This is a genomic window from Sphaerisporangium sp. NPDC088356 (assembly GCF_040685555.1).
Lineage (GTDB): Bacteria > Actinomycetota > Actinomycetes > Streptosporangiales > Streptosporangiaceae > Sphaerisporangium.
Genome location: NZ_JBFBIK010000052.1, coordinates 1 through 17540, shown reverse-complemented (window position 1 = coordinate 17540; position 17540 = coordinate 1). Strand labels below are relative to the sequence as shown.

Below are 17540 nucleotides of genomic sequence, written 5' to 3'. Positions count from 1 at the left end.
AGGTGTGAGGGCGGGGTGGTCATGCGGCGACGGTCCGGGGGCGGCGGGCGCCGTTTTTGAGCCCGGATGCGATGGTGAGGCGGGTTTCGGCGGCGCTCAGCCCGGCGTCGGCCCCTCCCTGTCCAAGCAGGTCTTTGACCTGCTCGGCGTCCAGCGCGCCACCTGCGACCAGTTGGCCCAGGGCGGTGGCGGCCAGGTAGAGGGTGCGGTTGCGCTCGCCGATCGGCGCGGCGGCGAGGCGGTCCAGTTCCCCGGTGATCGCAGCCCGTAGGAACGCGCCGCGCCGGTCCTCGGGCAGGGCCAGGTGGACGGGCTTGACCGGCGCCGGGGGTGGGGTGACAAGCTGCTTGGACAGCCAGGGGGGCAGCGGGGCCGGGGCAGCGTTGTGAACCACCTCGTAGGGACCGGTCCCGTCGGGGAGGTCCACGAAGCTGCCGGGGCCGACGACGTACCCGCCGGACGCGCGGGTGTCGATCAGCCAGCCCAGCCCGTTGCCCTTGTCGCCCTCGGTGTTGCGCAGCGCGGGGCCGCCGGTTGCGGCGTAGTACAGGTGCATGCCACCCCGGCGGGTGCGGACTTGGAAGGTCTCCAATGTGGGGAACGGGTGGCCAGCGCGCTCGCAGACCACCGCGAGCGCATCGGCGCCGTGACTGACGCCCGGCAGGTCGAAGGAAGGCGGGGGGCGTAGCCCCTCCTTCGGGGTGTCCAGGTCGAGCACCACCAGCCGCGAGGGTCCGCACGCGATGCCGATGTTGTAGGGCCGGCGGGACCACCATCGGCCGATGGTGTCGGGGTCGGTGGTGGCGCGGTTCTCCCAGGAGTCGAAGCCGCGGGGCGGCACCTTCCCTCCAGGGGCCAGGGGGAAGACGTGCCAGCCTCGGGCTGCGGCGGCCATCGCGTAGCGGGTGAGCCGTGCGGTGGTGGTCATGCGGCCTGCCCGGTTCGGGTCGGCAGGGTGGCGGCGATGGCGTGGCCGATGTGGTGGGTGTAGGCGGGTGGGATGGCCTCGGCGAGTTCGCGGCGTACGTCGGTCCAGCCGATGCCCATCGCGGTCTGCCAGTCGGTGACGGCGCCTTTGCCGCCTCCCTCGCCGTAGACGGCGACCATGTCGCCGTCGTAGAACCGGCCGTGACGCCAGCCCCGCACGCGGTGCCCTCGGTGGCCGGGTTCGGCGGGTTGGGGGACGGTGAGGTCGTGCAGCTCGAATTGCCGGTGCCGGAACACGGCCAGGCCGGGGAACATCAGCCCGCACAGCAGCAGGTCACGGCGCATCTCGGCTCTGCCGATCGGGTTTTCGATGACCCACGGCCGGCCGGTGGCCAGCAGTGCCCGGCGGGTCTGGGTCATCATGCTGCGGTGGTCGGCCCTGCCCTGGTTGGTGCCGGCGGTCAGGGTGCAGTCGGCCTGACACGGCGGGCAGGCGTTGATCACGTCGAAGGTGTGTCCGTGCTCGCGGACGAATTCGATCGCGTCACCCTGGTTGAAGGGGAACGGGTAGTTGGGTTGCGGGGCGATGTCCACGCCGGTCACCTCGAAACCGGCCAGGTGATAGCCCATCGAGGCGCCACCGGCGCAGCAGAACAGGTCCAGCAGACGCAGCCCGTTCGGCTTGCGCTGGTCAAGGCCGGGCAGGGTGGGCTGGATGTCGGTGAGCGGGCTCATGCGGCGCCCTCCGATCCGGCGCAGGTGGCGCAGTAGACCGAGCGGCAGGCGGCGACGTTGCCGCAGGGGCAGACGTAGTGCGCGCCGCAGGTGGGGCAGGACAGGTCGGCGCGGCGGGCGATGATCGCGGCCAGCACCTCGGCGTAACCCTGGCTCGCGGGGTTGGCCAGGCAGCGCAGCGCCCATTCCACGGCGCCGGTCTGCGGATCGGGCAGGGTGCTCGCGTCGTGGTCGAGGTAGGCGGTCAGGCCACCGGGGCCGTGGATGATGCGCTCACTCCAGGCGGACAGGTCGGTCATGGCGGGTGGTCTCCCTTCGGTCATCGGGTGCCGTCGCGGTGCAGGCGGCGGGCGTAGACGTAGAGCTGCCAGCCGATGCGGGGGCGCATCCCGGTTCCCGAGCAGGCGCGGCAGGTGCGGTTCTTGCCGCCGGGGCGGCACCGGTTGCAGGTCCCCCACGGGGAGACCAGGCAGAAACCGATGTAACCGAGCGTGACGGCGGATAGACAGAGGACTAGCAGGGCGATGAGGGGTCCCACAGGGGCCTCCAGGGCAGTTTCCGAGGTTTACGCAGGTGGGGCGCTAGACGCTAGTGCGCTGGTAGTCCAGTGGATGGGGCGCTAGCGGGGGTGCTAGGTCTAGCGGGGGCGGGTGCTAGACCTAGCACCGGTTCGCGGGTCAGGACGCGGTGCCGGAACCACGCTTTCCGTCACGCTGGGTGATGGCGGTGGTGATGTCGTCGCGGGTGATGCCGCGCCGGTTGGCGCCCTTGCCGCCCGTCTCGGGGGTGCCCCACACCTGGCCGGTCTTGACGCCGTAGGGCTTGAGCGCGGTGGTGAGTTGCGCGGCGCGGGCGTCGGCTTCCAGGTCCATCCACGGGCCGTAGACCTCGGGGCGCAGCTCAGCCAGCCGCGCCACCACGACCTCGGACCAGATCTTGGCCTCGGACGGGGCGACCACGGCGAGGATGTCGGCCAGCAGATCGGAGGCGGGGCCGGTCGCTTCGGGGCGGTCGCCTACGGCGTGCCCGGACAGGGTGCCGGCGCCGGTCCGCAGGGCGTTCGCGCGGTTGGCGATGTGCTGGGTGGCGGGGGTGTCGAGGTAGGAGGTGCGCACCACCTTGGGCATCGGGGTCGCGCCGACCAGGTAGCCGATACCGGCGTCCGCGCCGGGCTGGAACACCGTGGCGCGGATGCCGTTCTTGTAGGCCGAGGTGCCCAGGATCATGTCATTCTCGATCTGGCCACCGACGCGCAGGCAGAACCGGATGGACACGTTCGCCGAGACGCCGGTGGGGAGACTGTCCTTGTCGGGGCGCTGGGTGGCCAAGACCAGCACCACGCCCAGAGCGCGGCCGAGTTTGATGATGAACTCGGCGTCATCACCGGCCTTGTCGCCGAACTCGGGGTGGGAGAACAGGTTCTGGCACTCGTCGAAGATGGCGATCAGCGGGTGCAGGCGGAGCGAACGCCGGTCGGCGATCTGCCGGGTGACCCGCTTGTCCGGGCACAGGTCGCTCGGCAGGGCCTTGAGCGCGGCGGCGCGGCGCATGACCTCCTTGCGGAGCAGGGTGAGGGAGTCGGCGGCGTAGCCGATCGCCTCGTCTTCGATGCCGGACACATACCGGTGGCAGTTGACCTCATGCGGGTCCAGGTCTCCGGTGCCCTTGAGCTCGTGAATCCACATCTCTGCGGTCGGGTCCAGGGCCGCGCCGGATGCCAGCACCCGCACCGAGGCGGTTTTGCCCTGGCCGGGTTGGGAGCCGATCAGGATGTTGTGCTGGATGATCGGCACCACCACCGCGCGGCCTCGCGGGTCGGCGCCGAACGGGATGCCCTTGAACACATCGTGGCCGGCGGCCTTGAGCAGCGGGGAACGGACATTGGTCTTGGACAGGTCCTTGTCCCCGACCCACAGGATCAGTCGGCCTTCGTGGATGGCGGAGTCACCTTCGGGCCAGATGCACCCGAGCGGCCGGCGCAGCGCCGATGCCATCCGGTCGCGCTTGTCCATCACATCGGCCACCGTCACCCCGTACGGCAGGTCGATGTCCGCCCGCCAGCCGGGGCCATCCCGGGTGATCGGCGCGACGAAACGGATGTCGGGGTTTTTGGCGTTGATCCCCGACACGCTGATCGCGGTCAGCGCGCGGACCACGATGTCGCTGGTCAGTTTCTCCACCGTGGTGGGGATGACGGCGCGGTCGATCAGCGGCCGGTCCGCCGGTCTGCCCAGGGTGCCCAGCAGGGCCAGCGCGACGGCCAGGGCGCCCCATTGCACGGGCGTGGCGGCGGTGGCGACCAGGATGCCCGCGATCAGCAGCGTGACCAGGCTCAGCCCTGCCATCCACACCCGTAGCCGGACGCGGGCGTCACGTTGCCGCGACAGCTTGAGGTAGTTCTCCGGGTCGGCCTTCTGCACAGCGGCCAGGCGCACGGGCTCGCCTTCCAGGTCGAAGGTCCACTTGACCATGCCACCGACCAGCCGGGCCAAGCCGCGGGGCGAGCGGAACGCCAGCTTGGCGGCGTACTTCGGGGTCCGGGTGAGCTGGTAGCCGCCCACGTAGGCGTAGTGCATCGACACCCACTTCAGGGTGTCCACCGCGTCACGCCGCGACCGCAGCCACAGCGGCACGATGCGGCGGCGGACCTTGGCCTTCTCGGCGAGATCGGCCAGCCAATCACGGTCGATCTCGCCGGGGGTGTCCACGCGGACGATCTCCCCCTGAAGCACCGGGGTACCGGTCACGGGGTCGATCTGATCGGTGGGGACGTTCGGCGGGTAGGGGTGGCGTCCGGCGCGGGCGGTCTCGATCGAAACCACCTCGGCACCGGGGCCGTCGTCGGACCGGGCGGCATCGGCCGGGCGGTCTTCGGGGGCGGGGGCCGGGCGCAGTTCGCTCGGCTCGTTGGGCTGGGTCATGCTGGGTTCACCTCGTGTGAGTTGTGTGCGGGGTGGCGGGACGCGGCCGTTGTCTTGGCGGATTGGGGCCGCGTCCCGCACGGACCGGCCAGGGTGCCGGTCCGGGACGATCAAAGGGGCGGGACGGGGACGGTCCCGGTTGGAACGCGCGGACGGTGCGTGAGATCGTCCGGGACGATCACCGCTGTGTCGGACCGCCGGGGCGGGACCGTCCCAGGGACATCGGTGGAGGGCGGGAGGGGGCGGCGGTCAGTCGTCCTGTCCTGCGGTGGCGGACGTGGGGGCGGGGACTGGCAGGGGTGGCGCCGGGGTCTCGGCGGGGTCGGTGGGGGCTTCGGTCTTGAGCCGGGCCAGCAGCGCGCCGGCGCGGGTGTTGGACACCGGCTGTCCCGCCTGCCGCATTGCGGCCTGGAGCCGGTCGCGGGTCAGCGAGAGTCCGGCGCGGTCCAGCTCGGCGGCGATCCGCCACCCCAGCGGCATCAACTCCTCCACTTCCGGGACGACGACCGTCCGGCGGGGACGGGGTGCGGCGGTCTTGCCGGACTTGGGCATACCGGCCTGCTTACGGGCCGGGGCCGGGCGAGGCGCGGCCGGTGCCGGTAGGGGCGTGGGATCGGCAGGCGGTAGCTGGTCAGCGGTCTCCATCGTCTGGCGCAGGGTGGTGATGGTGGCGGCGATGCTGCGCTGTATCGAGGCGGCGGCCTCGGCGACCACGATCAGCAGCAGCGGTCCGCAGGAGTGGATCAGCACACCGACCGAATCGACCCCGGCAGGGTCGAGGGCAGGGGTGGCGATGTTGAGCAGCCACGTCATCAGACCGGCGGTCCACCGCAGCGCGGTGAGCCACCCATCCCGAACGCCGTAGCCGTCCAGCGCGCGGCCACCGACCAGGGCGACGACCAACCCCAGGTCCACCATCGGCGACAGCATCCACGCGATGGCGGGATGTACGGCGTGCGCGGTGAGCAACCCGAACACGTTGCCGGCGCCGTAGACCATGACACCGGCCGCGATTCCCCACACGGGACGGGAGATGTTGCGGCTGGTGCGCTGCAACCTTTCCAGCTCCGTACCCGCCTCAGCGCGGGTCATGGTCGCGGTATTCACGCGGCCACCCCCGTAGCCTCGGCGCAGTCCAGGCAGGTGCCCAGATGGCGGGGAAGCACGTAACCGGCGTCGGTGCCGCACGTCGGGCAGGTGCGGCGGGCGGCGTTCGCCTTGGCCAGCGCTTCGAGCTGACGAGCGGTCGCGGTCCGCTTGGGCAGTGCGAAGCGGACGTCGTACAGGTAGGCGGCGCGAACCCCGCCGGGCGCGCGGTACCGGCGGGAGCGCCACAACACCTGTGCCTGGACGTCCTGCCCGCCGGGGCGAAGCCCGGCGGCGGCGAGCTGGCGCACGGTGAGCAAGTGCGGCGGGGCCATCCGCCATGGCCAGGTCGGGATGCCGTACCTCTGGCCGGTGGGGTCGAAGAACGCGGCGCGAATGCGGCTCATCGGTGCCTGCCCTTTCAGTGGTTGCCGTACGGTCGGCGGGGGCGGCGCGGCCGGGCGGTGGTGGACGGGGGGCGGGGGGTTCGCACGTCGCCGGAGATGGATCGGGCGTTCACCGTCAGGGCGCCGGAGGCGGCCAGTTCGGCGGGGGCGTTGACGGTGATGTCGCCGGAGGTCGCCGAGGCGGCCAGGTGGCCGGCGTCGGTGGCGTAGGCGGTGATGTCGCCGGAGACGGTGGTCAGCCGTCCTGATCCGCCGAAGTCCTCGATCCGGATGTCTCCGGAGGTGGTCGAGGCGGTGACGGTCTCGGTGCGCCCGAGCCGGATGTCCCCGGAGACGGTCTGCACGGTGGCGTGATCGGGGTAGTCGGCGCGGATGTCTCCGGAGGTGGTCCGGGCGGTCAGCTTGCGGCAACCGTCCATCTCCAGGTCACCGGAAACCGAGGAGTGGTCGACCCACTCCAGCTCACCGCGCGCGGTCACCGTGGCGGACTTGGTACGGATGCGAAGTGCCGAACCGCGCGGGAGCCTTACCTCGGCGCGCACGCCGGGGGTGATGTGCATGCCGGACACCGGGTGTCCGCTGATGACGCTGCCCGAGAAGTGCATGCTCCCGCCGGAGATGATGATCCCGCCGTTGAGGTTGTTAGTGACGATCGTGCGGCCACCGTTGCCCGTGACGATGGTCATGCCGGGCTGGCCGGTGGTGGGGACGTTGACCGTGACCACGCGGGCCTCAGCCGTCAGCGTGGCGGCGGCCAGGGCCTCGCGGTACGGGCCGTCAGCCGGGCCGGTCAGGGTGATCTCGGCGCGGTCGATGTCGGTGACCTGAACGGTGATCTGGCCGTGCGGCATGGTCATGTCGAGCACGACGGGGCCGGGCATGGGGGCGGACAGGGTCCGCGTGCTGGTGTCGTTCATGATGGCTTGGGTCCTTTGGGAAGTCAGGCGGTGGTCAGATGCCGGACTGGGAACGGGTGAGGATGCGGCAGGCCGGGCAGCGGTGGACGGGCCGGGCGCCGTGGGAGTGGCAGAGCTCCACCTGGCCGCGCCGCACGCGGCAGCGCGGGCAACAGGTGGCGGTGCCGTGCTCGTGATCGCACTCGATGCACTGGAAGCGCGCCATCAGCGGCCACCCCCGCACGGGATCAACACGGCCACCCGCGCGCACTCGGCGCAGCCACGGGCTGAACCCGTGCCGTGAACCGAGCAGCGCGGGGTGTTCTCGGTGCGGTGGATGCTCTCGCAGAGGGGGCATTGGTAGCGGCCCATATCAGGCCACCCCCGCGCGGTCCTGCGTCGGGCCGAAGGTGTCGAGCAGTTCGGCCGGGTTGGACAGTTCGGCGGCGGTGAAACCGGCCCACACGCCCGACTCCGGGCGGATACGGAGCGCGCGGCGCAGGCACGCCACCTTGACCGGGCACTCGGCGCACACGTCCTTGGCCACCTGCTCCCGCGCGTCCCGCTCGTCGGCGGTCTCGTCGGTGAAGGCGTCCAGGCCGGTGTGCAACTCGGGATCGAAACCGCACAGCGCTCCATCGGCCAGCTCCGCCGGCACGTCGCCGGTGATGAGGTCGAACAGCCGCAACGCGGGATGGGCGGTGACCAGGTGAAGGGCGGAAGTGTTCATCGGCCACGACCGCACTGGCCGGTGCCCTCGCACACGCCGCACTGCTGCGTCGAGGTCATCCACCCGCCACCACCGCAGCAGTGGCAGGGGTCCCGAAGCACATTGGCCGGGAACGTTCGGTGGGACATGATGGTGTAGCTCCTTTGTGGGAGTCGAGGGGCGGCCCGTTGTCTTGGCGGATGGGGGCCGTCCCTCTTTGATGGATGGGCTAACCGAGGTTGGAGGCGAAGGTGATCAGCGCGTCCGCCACGGTGCCGATGCCGTGCATGGCGTTGGTGGCGGCGACGGCGGCCTTGGCCGGCTCCCGGACGATGAAGAAGAACGCGCAGATCAAGAGCAGGATGGGCAGGAAGCGGCGGGGCTTTGGCGTCGGCACCATTTGCTGGACATTCCTTCGCTCGGAGGTCGTAGACCTGTCTGCCAAGTGCTGAAGACGAAGCTAGGGCGACTTGGCAGACATGTCAATGACCTACTCGCGAGTAGCTTGATGCGGGCTTGGCTGACATGCCAATGAGCGGGCGGTAGCGTGGCTACGTGACGACGGAACGAGACTGGCGACCGCGCTACATCCAGGTAGCGGAGGAACTACGAGATGAGATCATGAGCGGCACGCTGGCGCCGGGCGATCCGCTTCCGAGTGAGCCCGAGCTGGCCAACAGGTTCGCCATGTCGAGGACAAGCGTTCGGAACGCTATTAAGCGACTAAGCGACTGGGGATTGGTTCGCTCCGAACAAGGGCGAGGTACGTACGTACGCGCGTCTAGACAACGAGTCCGCCGCAACCACACAGAGCGGTACCAATGGGAAAAGGATCGCGCTCGGCTTACCGAGGATGAACGCAGAAAGACCGGCGCGACCGAACACGATACCGCGCTAGAGATGCCGGATCTAGAGTTCCGCGTAGCATATGAAACTATCGAAGCTAATGAGGCGCTGGCCGAAGTCTTCGATGTTCCCCCGGGAACCAGCTTGCTTAGCCGTCGATATTGGACTAGTTCGCGGGCGGAAAACTCTACTCCTCTTAACCTCGTACGGTCATATCTCGTCTATGACGTAGCGGCACAGAACCCGGACCTTTTGGAGTCGGCCAACGAGCCATGGCCGGGAGGAACGCAGAATCAATTACACACGATTGGCATCGAGCTAGATCGCATAGTCGATAACCTCACAGCGAGACCACCCTTTCCGGATGAGGCGACAGAACTGGACATTGAGCCAGGGGTGTCAGTCCTTGTTCTGCATAAGACTTCCATCGATACGTCAGGGCGCGTCGTGGAGTTCTCCGAGGTGATCCTGCCCGGTGACCGAACGGAAGTGGAACACACAACCTATCTGCGTAGGTGGGAACAATCGTGAACCTAATATCCGTGATCACGCCGTGCTATAAGCCTGTTCCGGAGCAGCTTAGACAGGCATACGACTCGCTCTGTGCCCAAACGCTTCCGCATGGATGGGATTTGGAGTGGGTCATCCAGGAGGATGGCGACTCGCGCGTCGCCGAAACGCTGTTGCCGGCGGACTCCCGTATCGTTTTCGGCACCGGTCGTCGCGGTGGCGTAGCTCTCACGCGGAACCTCGCGCTTGCCAGGTCACGAGGCGAGCTAGTAAAGAATCTAGATACGGATGACGTTCTAACCCCCGGTGTACTTGCACGTGACATCGAAGTTCTTGCCACGGATAGACAAGTCCAGTGGACTACTTCGCGCGTGCTAGATTTACTGCCAGATGGGTCCACAGTAGGATTTGATAGCGATCCACCAAGTGGACGATTGGAACCGGGATTCGTTCTTGAACACTGGCGCGCTCATAACTATCGCCTGCCGGTGCATCCCACAACGATCTGTATCCGGCGCCCCTTGGTTACAGCTCTGGGAGGTTGGATGGGGGTTCCGGGCTCAGACGATACTGGTCTTTTAATTCCGGCAAGTGTAATTAGTTGGGGATACTTCCATCGAGAGGTTGGCCTCTTGTATAGGAAATGGCCGGGGCAAGAGACCGCAGGGGCGGCTCACAACCGGCCCGAGGAGTGGAACCTCCGTATGGGCCTTATAGATGAGCGCGCTGTGTCACTTAGAGAGATATGGCCAATATCAGCACAATAGTGACTGGGGCCATCTCAAGAATGGGAGAACTGCTTACCTAATCGTTAGGATTATGGGCGAATCGCCCGAATTCTTCATGTCCTTTAGGTCCTACCTCTTGGGCGTCTGCAGGTGTGTTCTCTACTTCCGATGGTGGATTACTGATACTTCTTGCTTCCACCTTTGTCTGTACACGCATCGCGAATTCGACGAGTTCTCGGGTAAGCGTATCAACGGCCTCTATTGTATCATTTGCTGAAGAAAGAAGTGCGTACAACGTCTTTCGGTCGGCGCCATCCTCGACATCTAGCGTCATATCCCAGAGTGTCAGAATGGCCTCGCTTATAAGCTGCCATGACGGACTATGGAACTTAGCTGAAATATTTGGCGCAACCATTCGTGGGGAGCTGTGGATGTCAAATATTTTGCCTACCTCATTCAAGTATCGAGACACTAGGTCCCTCGTTCGGCGCCCTATGAGGCTGGGAGGAATATCGCGCTCTAAGAGTTCCCAGAGATCGGGCACTGGAGGTATTCCAGTGGTCGACACTCCAAGTGCGAGATCAAGAAAATCGTCCTCGCCTCCTCTGAATGCCATACTTTCTCGATTTGTTCTAGCGATTGCCTGTCCTGCTAGGACTAAGGGGTTTCTTATTTCGTGCAAAGAGGCAAATGCTGGTCCACTCAAAGCTCCACCTAGTTCGCGATCTACTACCCAGCCACCCTCTGGCGTTCCTGCTTCTCGCTTTCTTTCCATCATGCGGATATTGCGGAGTGCTCGCCCTTTTTGTGAAGCTTCTGACACGGCATTCGCATCCGCATCCTCGTTGTTCGTCGACTCGGCCGTGTCGTCGCCTCTTTGAATGGAGCCAGTGGCGGCTTCCGTTAGCTGCTCAATCTCTCGCTCTTTTTCGAAGAATTCAAGTCGCGTTCCAGGGAGTTCTGCCCCCTTAACCCGTTCTAGCAATTTGGGAATGCTGCCCCTAAAGACAATGATGGCCAGCATGAGCGCGGATGGCCAGATGGCTATCTTGACGATCTCAAGAATAAATTGCGCTACCTGCATCTTGAGTCTCCTGGCGATTTGATACTTCTGATTCGTTGTGTGGGATCAATGTGAAGGAAGAAGAGTCAGCTCTTAGATGGTGCCATACAGTTGGCCACCGCACAGGAGAGTCGGCGGATCTTGTCACGCCCAAGTCTCAAACCGCCCGCAACGATCACAGTGTTGCTGGCAAGATGGTGTCGTGACCGACTTTGAGAAGACGCAACTCAACATGCGTGTGTCGCTGGACATTAACGATCAGCTCACCTGGGCGGAGCTGTACCGCTTCGTAGAGATAGCTAAGAGGGAAGGCAGGGACCCAGAGCAACAGGTCCCTATGGAGCATGATGAGAGTGGGTACGGCGTAACTGCCTTCTTCCTCTACATGGACGACGAGCACAGCGAGAAGCTGACCCCGTAACCCTTGGCGGCTCTGAGGTGGCCACAGAGAGGCGTACGGGCCCGCGCCGATGCGTTCATAGGCCAGAGGGAAAATCACATCAGTGACCCGTTGGGCCATGGGTAGTTCCCAATGTGTTCCCATACAAGGTAGTCCGCTCTCACTGGCCTGGCATTTGCGCAGGTAGACGTAATGAGCAACGCTGAATGAGTCTTCCTCTACGGATCAGAAGGTTACGGGTTCGACTCCTGTCGGCCGCGCTCGTGTGAAAGGCCCGTCACCAGGGACTATCTGGGACGGGCCTTTCGCTTTGTCCGGACAACTTCCGGATCTTGCTAACACTCTTGCTAACAGGGGGGCCACTGGGTGGCTCCCACCTACTCCCCGATCGCCTGGGCGAAGACATCAGCCGCCGACGCCTCCGCGGCCCGGATCACGTGGGCGTAGACCCGAAGCGTGATCGACGGATCCGCATGCCCCAGCCGAGCGGCGACCACATGCACCGGGACGCCGGCCAGAAGCAGCGTGGTGGCGTGAATGTGCCGAAGATCGTGCAGCCGCGCATGCGGCAGCGGGTCCTTGGGCTTGGCGCCCTGCACCGGGTTGTTGTACCGCTTGATCACGGTCGCGATCAGAGAACTGACGGTGTCGGGATGGACCGGCTCACCCCATCCAGTGGTGAACACGTAGTCGTCGGTCCCTCGCCACTCTTCACCCACGGCGAGCTTGTCGGCGGCCTGCCGTCGGCGCTGCTCCCGGAGTACCCGGACGGTCCTGTCGTCCAGGCTGACGATGCGCTTGCGCCCGCTCTTGGTGGTGCCCTCGATCCGCTCACCGTCGATGAACGCCGCCGACCCCGTGATGGCGATCTGCTTGCCATCCAGGTCGACATCAGACCACTGCAGATTCAGCAGTTCCCCGCGACGCGCCCCCGTGTAGGCAGCGACGTGGAAGAAGGCGCAAGTGAGCCGGCTCAGACCGTCTGATGCTTCTGCTCCGCGAAGCACTGTGCTGCTTTCACGAAGACCTTGCCCCAGAACGTCCTGACGTCCAGTGCGCCGTTCTCCAGGTAACGCTGCATGATGTTGTCCTCGAGATCGGGCGCAAGCGACGCTCCAAGAACCTCTATGACGAGGTCTTCTGGGAGCAGTCCTCGTGCGGCCACCCGCTCCCACGTCCCGAGGATCTTGCGAGCTGCTTCTCGGGTATCTTCACGCTTCAGCGCTCGCCTGAAGGTGGTGACGAGCCCCAACCGGTCACGCGGGTTGGAGATGTCGGCGCCGTCCGGGCCGCACAGGGCGGTTATGCCGTCGTCGGTGGACGCAAGCCCCAAGACGGCCACGATGCCCGCACGCTCGGTCGCCGGCTTGCCGAGCCATCCGCCGATCACCGTGTCGAAGACGATTCGGCGGTGCTTTATGGCGAGTGAGGTGAAGGCCTTTGCGAGGATCTCGCTGTCGGCATCCTTGGTCTTGAGCGCGGCTCGCTGAAGACGTACGAGAGCCGTAACGGGCTCTTTCTCGCCAAACACGCCGCCGCACACTTCGGCGACCAGTTCGACCAACTGTTGCGGCGGGTTCGTGGCCAGCCAGGTGTACAGGCGTGCGCGAATGTACGATCCGAACCTCGGATCGATGGCTGCGTTGGAGAATGCCTGGGCCAGGAACGAGCGGTTGTTCGCGAGGAGCACATATCGCAACCGTTTGATGATCTCGCCGTCCCGGAAGTGCAGCGCCAGATCCAGGAGGGCGTCGATGACCCTAGCGGCGTCGTCGGGCGGCAGCTCTGCCGTCTGCTGCACCGCCCACTTGGTCAGCAGCTGCCGGTACGGCTGGAACTCGTCCCACAGATGCCGGCGCACAGCGGCGGCGAGGCCATGACGGTTGGGGGCCAGGTAGGCCCTATCCCCACGCCGGACAATGTGGGCCTCCTCCAGACGCTCCGAAGCGATGGCGTCGGCCAGAACAGCCGCCGGGGCTCCGATCTTCGCCGAGCTCCACCCGCAGGGCCTCGGACAGTTGAAGGATCGACATCGTGCGTCCGCCGTCGCAGAGCGCTGCGGACCAGAAAAGGGTACGAGTTCCGAGGGGTTTGGGAAATTTTTCCTCTAGCCAGCCCTTCCAACCGCTGTACTCGTCGGCGATGTCCTCCACCTTCAGGATCGTGGACTTCCTGATGATCTCGGCGAGCCGGGCGGCGTCCTCGGCTCGGGGCGCGGAGCCGAAAATCTTGGCCAGAGGCTCCTCGTCGAGCAGGTGAACACGGTCATCGAGGCTGAGAGTGTCAAGCTGGCGCTCTATCAAGTCACGGGCGTCCGGGGACGGCAGCGACACGAGCAGATGTTTGAGGGGCTGGGTCCACGGCCCAGCCCAGACGCGACCGGTCACCAGCACGACGAGGAAGGCTTCGCTCTCCCGCACCCAGGACAGCAACCCCTTGCCGAAGTCCTCCGCAGGCTCTTCCGTCGCGTTGAAAAGATCGAGGACGTAGCCGTGGCCGGCCTCGGCCGGAGGCAGGAGACGTCGTTGCGGCCGCGACCAGGTGGGTTCCAGCTCGTGGAGCGCCTCGCGTGGAGAACAGCCCAGCAGCTGCCACAGGGCGGCGGTGTGGCGTCCCGTCCCGGCGTCGCCGAGCAGGACCACGATTCGGTGCGTACGCAGCAGAAGACCGAAACGGTCCCAATCCTCACCCTCGGGAGCGACGAACCGGTCATTGCCGCAAGGTGCGAGCTCGTCGTCCGCGATCACACGGACCTCGACCAGCTCCTCACCGTAGTTGTTGAAGTGCTGGACCCCGGCCACGAACGCCGTGGCTCTGTCACTAACAGAGACTTCTAACGTCGTCATCGACGATATCCTCGGTAACTCGAATGAATGGCGACGTCACCGACCGATGCGCAGGCCGTTGAACACTTGATTTCCGGCGGCGGAAAAGACCGTTCCAGATTCGGTATTGGTGATGTTGATGGTCGTGGTCCTGGTCTCGGGGGCACTTCGGACCGCACATGCGAGATCGAGCCCGTACCTTCGCAGTAGTTCAGCGCAGATCCTCTGCTGGTCAAGGTCGCCCGCCCGGGGCCCGACCTCTTGGGCCAGATCGTAGAGCCGTCCGAGGACGGTGTCCGCCGCCTGGCCCGTGGCAGAGGCGAGGTCGGCGATCAGGTCGAGTTCCGCACGCCAGTCGCGGCCGTCGCGGCCCACCTGCACGTGCCACACGTGCAGGGCAGAGAGGATCTGGTGGGTCAGGGACTCGGCTTCGAAGCGGTCACCGATCGTCGCTGCGGTGGCCATGCCCTTCACGACATGGTCGTGCCGGGTGCGCAGAGCGGAACGGGTCACCCCTTCGCTCAACACCCGGCCCAAGGAGACCGCGTCCGGATGAGCGCGGGCCATGGTCGTCAGCTCGGCGAGAGCTTCCAAGTCGCCGACAGGGCCGCCGGCCGCCAAGCCCAGGAGTAGGCGGCCGTTCTTCAGCTCCTCCGGGTGGGAGCGGTACGCCTCAATCGCGGTCGACATCACCTTGACGAACTCCGGGTTGCCGCCACTGATCGGCAGGCGCTTCTTGACCTGGATTTCGATGGTGGGGCCCAGGCCTGCCGTGTCCGTTCCCACCACTATGTCATCGAAGGCGTGACCGGCGACCCTCTGCTGGAGGGCGACGCGCTGGATGGGCAGATCAATGCCGATCGGGACGTGCGCCCGCCGCAGCATTCGGCTCAGCAGCACGGCCGCGAGCCGGTACTCGAACATCACACCAGCCCCGCCTGTCGCTTCCGGGGAGACGGCACCACCAGACACCCAGATCACCCGCCAGAATCATTGGACGTCACGCGACTATGAGAAGCGTAAACGGGACCACCGACAAAACGCAGGCAGGCGATGATCCAGCAGTGGTGACAGCAACGTCGGCCACTAGGGGCATCAACCGTCCACCACCCTCTGACCAGGGTCTCCCGCCAGGGTGCGGGTGACTTGTTTCGCCTGGCTCGAAAATAGGTCGGGACTGTAGATCTAAGGGTGTTAGTGGGTTAGACGGTTCTGGGCTCGCGCACCGCGGGCCGTGGGCGCTTCGCTCGATCGACGGGGCTTGAGGACAGCAGTTGATCGACCGTCACGGCGTCGCGGAACTCCTTCGTAGCACCGCGTGGACGTAGTCGATCGTGCGGGACGAGAGCGCCCGCCCGTTCTTCCCGCCGTGACGCGACTCGCGGCAGAAGCGGATGTTTGCATGGGTACATCTCCGTGTGCGTTGCGCTTCGCCTCGATAGCCAACTTCTGTCGATCGTGTTGCGTGTAGCGGCACGAGCGCGGCAGGAAGCTTCCTATTTGTCGTGCTGTCGGCGCACCACCTCGGTGATCCAGATGGGCGCGAACGGAGATGTGCAGTTCGGGGGAGTCGGGTAGTCCTTGAGCACCTCCAGGCGCTCACCGATGTCGATTGCGCGGGCCCGGTGCTCGGCGTGCTCGATCCCGATCTGAGCCAGGCAGTGGTTCATCGCCCACTGCAGGCGAGCCGGGGCGTCTTTCATCTCCGCCTCGATGACGTCGAGCAGTCCTGCGAGGTCGAGGCCCTCGGGCTTCTTGGCCACGCGTTCGGTGGTCAGCGCCCAGCCGGCACTCGCGACCACTGGATCGGGATCGGCGGACCAGGCCAGGCGCAGCTCTTCGGAGTGCGGGTTCTTCTTCACCACGTAGTTCACGAGCCAGTCGTGCACCTTGGGTGTGCGCGCCTCGCGCACCATGACGTCCAACTCGTCACGCTCGAACGCCTTGGGGCGGCAGATCAGGATCGCTAGCAGTCTCGCCGCGGTGTCAGCCGTCTGCCAGAGCTGGCGCGCGAGTTCCTGCTGCGTCTTCAGCCGCTTTGCGAGCGCGCGCAGCATGCTGAGGTTCACACCGTGATCGTCACCGTGTTTCTTGTTGACCTCGCGTGTCTTCGGGTCCTCGATCGCGGCCAGCTCGGCCATCACCACGGCTACCGTCGTCTGAGTCACCTCAGCCTCCTGTTCATCACGTGGATCGCTCATGCAGCGGGTGCCATCGGGTGTTCGCCCGCGACCACGACGATGTAGAGCGGTCCGGCGACAATGCCGCAGGTCAGCAGCGCTCTCGCCGATCCGGCGACTGCCCCGGGCGCCCTGCCGGCGGCGGTGGTGACGTCGTGGGTCATCAGCGGTCGTCGCTGGTCTCGGGGGCGAAGTGCTGCACCGCGAACGCGATGGCCGCGGCGATGTCGTCGTCACTGGTTCCCCAGGCAGCCTGGATCGCGGGCCCCCAGGCGTGGCAGCTGCGGATGGCGAATTCCTTTTCCTCGGGGGTGTCCTGCCAGGTGGCGGGGTCAAACTTCACGCCGTGCAGGAAGAGGTCGAGGCCGAGCAGCGCGAGGTCCCAGCCGCAGCCGATTCCGATCGTGCCACCGGGACCGTAGGTGCGCACGAGTTCGTCGACGATCTGGGCGGGCGAGGCGTGCTCCAGCTCGAAGATGGTGCGGCCGTCGTCGCCGGGTGCTAGGCGCACCTCGACCTCGGTCGGCATGCCCTCGCCGAAGACCCAGGTCACCTTGATCAGACGGGGTTCCTCGCAGCGCAGGATTTCGCCACCGGCGTTGTCCTTGAGCTGGAACGTACCGCCGACCCGCAGGTCGCCCTCGACCGGGCCCAGCCATCGGCCCAGCCGCTCTCGGTCGGTGCAGGCGCTCCAGACGTCTTCGATCGGGGCGTCGTAGACCCGGCGCAGCAGCACCGACCGCCCTTCACCGGCGGCGACCGCCTGGTTGCCTATCTCCCGGTGGGTGGTGTTGATCTGGTTGATGATGTCGATCATTCGTCCTCCTCGCTAACGGACTCGGTCTCCTGACGATGATCCAGTGTCCCGGCAGTGTTTCCACCGTTGTCGCGCTGTTCGCGGCGTTTGCCGCGGGCGAGTTCGGTGGCCAATGCGTCCAGGCGCTGGCTCCAGAACTGCCGGAAGCGCTCCAGCCAGATGTCGACCTCCTGCAGAGGTGCTGCCTCCACCGCGTAGAGGCGCCGCGTACCGTCCGGACGGACGGTGACGAAACCGGACTCCCTCAGCACTCGCAGGTGCTGCGACACCGCAGGTGGCGAGATGCCGAACTCTGCCCGGATGACCTCGCTGACGGCACCGGCGGCCTGCTCTCCGTCGGCGAGCAGCTCCAGTATTCGGCGTCGCACCGGGTCGCCGAGGACGTCGAACGCGTGCACCCAGGAACTATGTCAATGTCCGCTTAATTAAGTCAAGCCTGAATAATGCTGTGATGCCGCACTCGTCAGCCCGTCCGCATGGTGGACGGGCT

The 17540-nt window shown here is 66.1% G+C and carries 23 protein-coding genes; 3 read left to right on the top strand and 20 right to left on the bottom strand.

What is annotated here, in order from left to right:
• Positions 1 to 19: 19 nt before the first annotated feature.
• The 11 genes from AB0O34_RS20210 to AB0O34_RS20160 all read right to left on the bottom strand — a co-directional run bounded on the left by AB0O34_RS20210 (position 20) and on the right by AB0O34_RS20160 (position 8081).
• Entirely contained in the window at positions 20 to 928 is a 909-nt protein-coding gene (locus AB0O34_RS20210) for a bifunctional DNA primase/polymerase (RefSeq protein ID WP_363917365.1), read from the bottom strand.
• Complete coding sequence (locus AB0O34_RS20205; RefSeq protein ID WP_363917363.1) at positions 925 to 1662, bottom strand: DNA cytosine methyltransferase; 738 nt, start codon at positions 1660 to 1662, stop codon at positions 925 to 927. Before AB0O34_RS20205 ends, AB0O34_RS20210 begins: the two co-directional genes overlap by 4 nt.
• Positions 1659 to 1961, bottom strand: a complete 303-nt coding sequence (locus AB0O34_RS20200) for a hypothetical protein (RefSeq protein WP_363917361.1) — start codon at positions 1959 to 1961, stop codon at positions 1659 to 1661. The genes AB0O34_RS20205 and AB0O34_RS20200 overlap by 4 nt, the downstream gene beginning before the upstream one ends.
• Before the next feature lie 20 nt (positions 1962 to 1981).
• On the bottom strand, positions 1982 to 2200 hold the full coding sequence (locus AB0O34_RS20195; RefSeq protein WP_363917359.1) for a hypothetical protein: 219 nt from the start codon (positions 2198 to 2200) through the stop codon (positions 1982 to 1984).
• Positions 2201 to 2339: 139 nt separating this feature from the next.
• Positions 2340 to 4583, bottom strand: a complete 2244-nt coding sequence (locus tag AB0O34_RS20190) for a cell division protein FtsK (RefSeq protein WP_363917357.1) — start codon at positions 4581 to 4583, stop codon at positions 2340 to 2342.
• Between the two features lie 249 nt (positions 4584 to 4832).
• A complete protein-coding gene (locus AB0O34_RS20185) occupies positions 4833 to 5690 on the bottom strand; it encodes a hypothetical protein (protein ID WP_363917355.1) in 858 nt (285 codons plus the stop codon).
• The gene (locus AB0O34_RS20180; protein ID WP_363917353.1) at positions 5687 to 6076 is read right to left on the bottom strand and encodes an RRQRL motif-containing zinc-binding protein; all 390 of its coding nucleotides are present in this window, start codon (positions 6074 to 6076) and stop codon (positions 5687 to 5689) included. The genes AB0O34_RS20185 and AB0O34_RS20180 overlap by 4 nt, the downstream gene beginning before the upstream one ends.
• A gap of 14 nt (positions 6077 to 6090) precedes the next feature.
• Positions 6091 to 6993 (bottom strand): DUF4097 family beta strand repeat-containing protein, encoded by a 903-nt coding sequence (locus AB0O34_RS20175; RefSeq protein WP_363917351.1) that lies wholly within the window; start codon positions 6991 to 6993, stop codon positions 6091 to 6093.
• A 34-nt stretch (positions 6994 to 7027) separates the two neighbouring features.
• Positions 7028 to 7198: a hypothetical protein gene (locus AB0O34_RS20170; RefSeq protein WP_363917349.1), complete on the bottom strand. Its 171-nt coding sequence runs from the start codon at positions 7196 to 7198 to the stop codon at positions 7028 to 7030.
• 147 nt (positions 7199 to 7345) lie between these two features.
• Positions 7346 to 7702, bottom strand: a complete 357-nt coding sequence (locus AB0O34_RS20165; protein WP_363917347.1) for a WhiB family transcriptional regulator — start codon at positions 7700 to 7702, stop codon at positions 7346 to 7348.
• Between the two features lie 208 nt (positions 7703 to 7910).
• A complete protein-coding gene (locus tag AB0O34_RS20160; RefSeq protein ID WP_363917345.1) occupies positions 7911 to 8081 on the bottom strand; it encodes a hypothetical protein in 171 nt (56 codons plus the stop codon).
• A 155-nt stretch (positions 8082 to 8236) separates the two neighbouring features.
• Between AB0O34_RS20160 and AB0O34_RS20155 the strand changes: the two genes are divergently transcribed.
• Together AB0O34_RS20155 and AB0O34_RS20150 are read left to right on the top strand one after the other, a co-directional pair.
• Positions 8237 to 9058 carry a GntR family transcriptional regulator gene (locus AB0O34_RS20155; protein WP_363917343.1) on the top strand — a complete coding sequence of 274 codons (822 nt, stop codon included), beginning with the start codon at positions 8237 to 8239 and terminating at the stop codon, positions 9056 to 9058.
• Positions 9043 to 9804: a glycosyltransferase gene (locus AB0O34_RS20150; protein WP_363917341.1), complete on the top strand. Its 762-nt coding sequence runs from the start codon at positions 9043 to 9045 to the stop codon at positions 9802 to 9804. Before AB0O34_RS20155 ends, AB0O34_RS20150 begins: the two co-directional genes overlap by 16 nt.
• Before the next feature lie 37 nt (positions 9805 to 9841).
• Here AB0O34_RS20150 and AB0O34_RS20145 read toward each other — a convergent pair whose 3' ends face one another.
• On the bottom strand, positions 9842 to 10849 hold the full coding sequence (locus AB0O34_RS20145) for a hypothetical protein (RefSeq protein ID WP_363917339.1): 1008 nt from the start codon (positions 10847 to 10849) through the stop codon (positions 9842 to 9844).
• A 181-nt stretch (positions 10850 to 11030) separates the two neighbouring features.
• Between AB0O34_RS20145 and AB0O34_RS20140 the strand changes: the two genes are divergently transcribed.
• A complete protein-coding gene (locus AB0O34_RS20140; RefSeq protein ID WP_363917337.1) occupies positions 11031 to 11249 on the top strand; it encodes a hypothetical protein in 219 nt (72 codons plus the stop codon).
• Positions 11250 to 11605: 356 nt separating this feature from the next.
• On the opposite strand, the gene AB0O34_RS20135 is transcribed toward AB0O34_RS20140, so the two are convergent.
• The 8 genes from AB0O34_RS20135 to AB0O34_RS20100 all read right to left on the bottom strand — a co-directional run bounded on the left by AB0O34_RS20135 (position 11606) and on the right by AB0O34_RS20100 (position 17448).
• On the bottom strand, positions 11606 to 12235 hold the full coding sequence (locus AB0O34_RS20135) for a site-specific integrase (RefSeq protein WP_363917335.1): 630 nt from the start codon (positions 12233 to 12235) through the stop codon (positions 11606 to 11608).
• Positions 12202 to 13089, bottom strand: coding sequence for a hypothetical protein (locus AB0O34_RS20130; RefSeq protein ID WP_363917333.1), 888 nt, complete (start codon positions 13087 to 13089; stop codon positions 12202 to 12204). Before AB0O34_RS20130 ends, AB0O34_RS20135 begins: the two co-directional genes overlap by 34 nt.
• Before the next feature lie 40 nt (positions 13090 to 13129).
• Positions 13130 to 14074 carry a hypothetical protein gene (locus AB0O34_RS20125; protein WP_363917331.1) on the bottom strand — a complete coding sequence of 315 codons (945 nt, stop codon included), beginning with the start codon at positions 14072 to 14074 and terminating at the stop codon, positions 13130 to 13132.
• Between the two features lie 36 nt (positions 14075 to 14110).
• Positions 14111 to 14977: a hypothetical protein gene (locus AB0O34_RS20120; protein ID WP_363917329.1), complete on the bottom strand. Its 867-nt coding sequence runs from the start codon at positions 14975 to 14977 to the stop codon at positions 14111 to 14113.
• A gap of 572 nt (positions 14978 to 15549) precedes the next feature.
• Complete coding sequence (locus AB0O34_RS20115) at positions 15550 to 16254, bottom strand: DNA alkylation repair protein (protein WP_363917327.1); 705 nt, start codon at positions 16252 to 16254, stop codon at positions 15550 to 15552.
• Positions 16251 to 16397 (bottom strand): hypothetical protein, encoded by a 147-nt coding sequence (locus tag AB0O34_RS20110; RefSeq protein ID WP_363917325.1) that lies wholly within the window; start codon positions 16395 to 16397, stop codon positions 16251 to 16253. The genes AB0O34_RS20115 and AB0O34_RS20110 overlap by 4 nt, the downstream gene beginning before the upstream one ends.
• Positions 16397 to 17050, bottom strand: coding sequence for an SRPBCC family protein (locus AB0O34_RS20105; protein WP_363917323.1), 654 nt, complete (start codon positions 17048 to 17050; stop codon positions 16397 to 16399). Before AB0O34_RS20105 ends, AB0O34_RS20110 begins: the two co-directional genes overlap by 1 nt.
• Positions 17047 to 17448 carry a metalloregulator ArsR/SmtB family transcription factor gene (locus AB0O34_RS20100; RefSeq protein ID WP_363917321.1) on the bottom strand — a complete coding sequence of 134 codons (402 nt, stop codon included), beginning with the start codon at positions 17446 to 17448 and terminating at the stop codon, positions 17047 to 17049. Before AB0O34_RS20100 ends, AB0O34_RS20105 begins: the two co-directional genes overlap by 4 nt.
• Positions 17449 to 17540 lie beyond the last annotated feature (92 nt).

What these genes read in the sequence shown, in the direction of transcription:
- AB0O34_RS20170 (WP_363917349.1), bottom strand. Translation starts at nt 7,198, where the DNA reads ATGGCGCGCTTCCAGTGCATCGAGTGCGATCACGAGCACGGCACCGCC.
- AB0O34_RS20115 (WP_363917327.1), bottom strand. Translation starts at nt 16,254, where the DNA reads ATGAGCGATCCACGTGATGAACAGGAGGCTGAGGTGACTCAGACGACG.
- AB0O34_RS20145 (WP_363917339.1), bottom strand. Translation starts at nt 10,849, where the DNA reads ATGCAGGTAGCGCAATTTATTCTTGAGATCGTCAAGATAGCCATCTGG.
- AB0O34_RS20180 (WP_363917353.1), bottom strand. Translation starts at nt 6,076, where the DNA reads ATGAGCCGCATTCGCGCCGCGTTCTTCGACCCCACCGGCCAGAGGTAC.
- AB0O34_RS20210 (WP_363917365.1), bottom strand. Translation starts at nt 928, where the DNA reads ATGACCACCACCGCACGGCTCACCCGCTACGCGATGGCCGCCGCAGCC.
- AB0O34_RS20125 (WP_363917331.1), bottom strand. Translation starts at nt 14,074, where the DNA reads ATGACGACGTTAGAAGTCTCTGTTAGTGACAGAGCCACGGCGTTCGTG.
- AB0O34_RS20105 (WP_363917323.1), bottom strand. Translation starts at nt 17,050, where the DNA reads ATGATCGACATCATCAACCAGATCAACACCACCCACCGGGAGATAGGC.
- AB0O34_RS20200 (WP_363917361.1), bottom strand. Translation starts at nt 1,961, where the DNA reads ATGACCGACCTGTCCGCCTGGAGTGAGCGCATCATCCACGGCCCCGGT.
- AB0O34_RS20110 (WP_363917325.1), bottom strand. Translation starts at nt 16,397, where the DNA reads ATGACCCACGACGTCACCACCGCCGCCGGCAGGGCGCCCGGGGCAGTC.
- AB0O34_RS20160 (WP_363917345.1), bottom strand. Translation starts at nt 8,081, where the DNA reads ATGGTGCCGACGCCAAAGCCCCGCCGCTTCCTGCCCATCCTGCTCTTG.
- AB0O34_RS20175 (WP_363917351.1), bottom strand. Translation starts at nt 6,993, where the DNA reads ATGAACGACACCAGCACGCGGACCCTGTCCGCCCCCATGCCCGGCCCC.
- AB0O34_RS20190 (WP_363917357.1), bottom strand. Translation starts at nt 4,583, where the DNA reads ATGACCCAGCCCAACGAGCCGAGCGAACTGCGCCCGGCCCCCGCCCCC.
- AB0O34_RS20205 (WP_363917363.1), bottom strand. Translation starts at nt 1,662, where the DNA reads ATGAGCCCGCTCACCGACATCCAGCCCACCCTGCCCGGCCTTGACCAG.
- AB0O34_RS20120 (WP_363917329.1), bottom strand. Translation starts at nt 14,977, where the DNA reads ATGTTCGAGTACCGGCTCGCGGCCGTGCTGCTGAGCCGAATGCTGCGG.
- AB0O34_RS20165 (WP_363917347.1), bottom strand. Translation starts at nt 7,702, where the DNA reads ATGAACACTTCCGCCCTTCACCTGGTCACCGCCCATCCCGCGTTGCGG.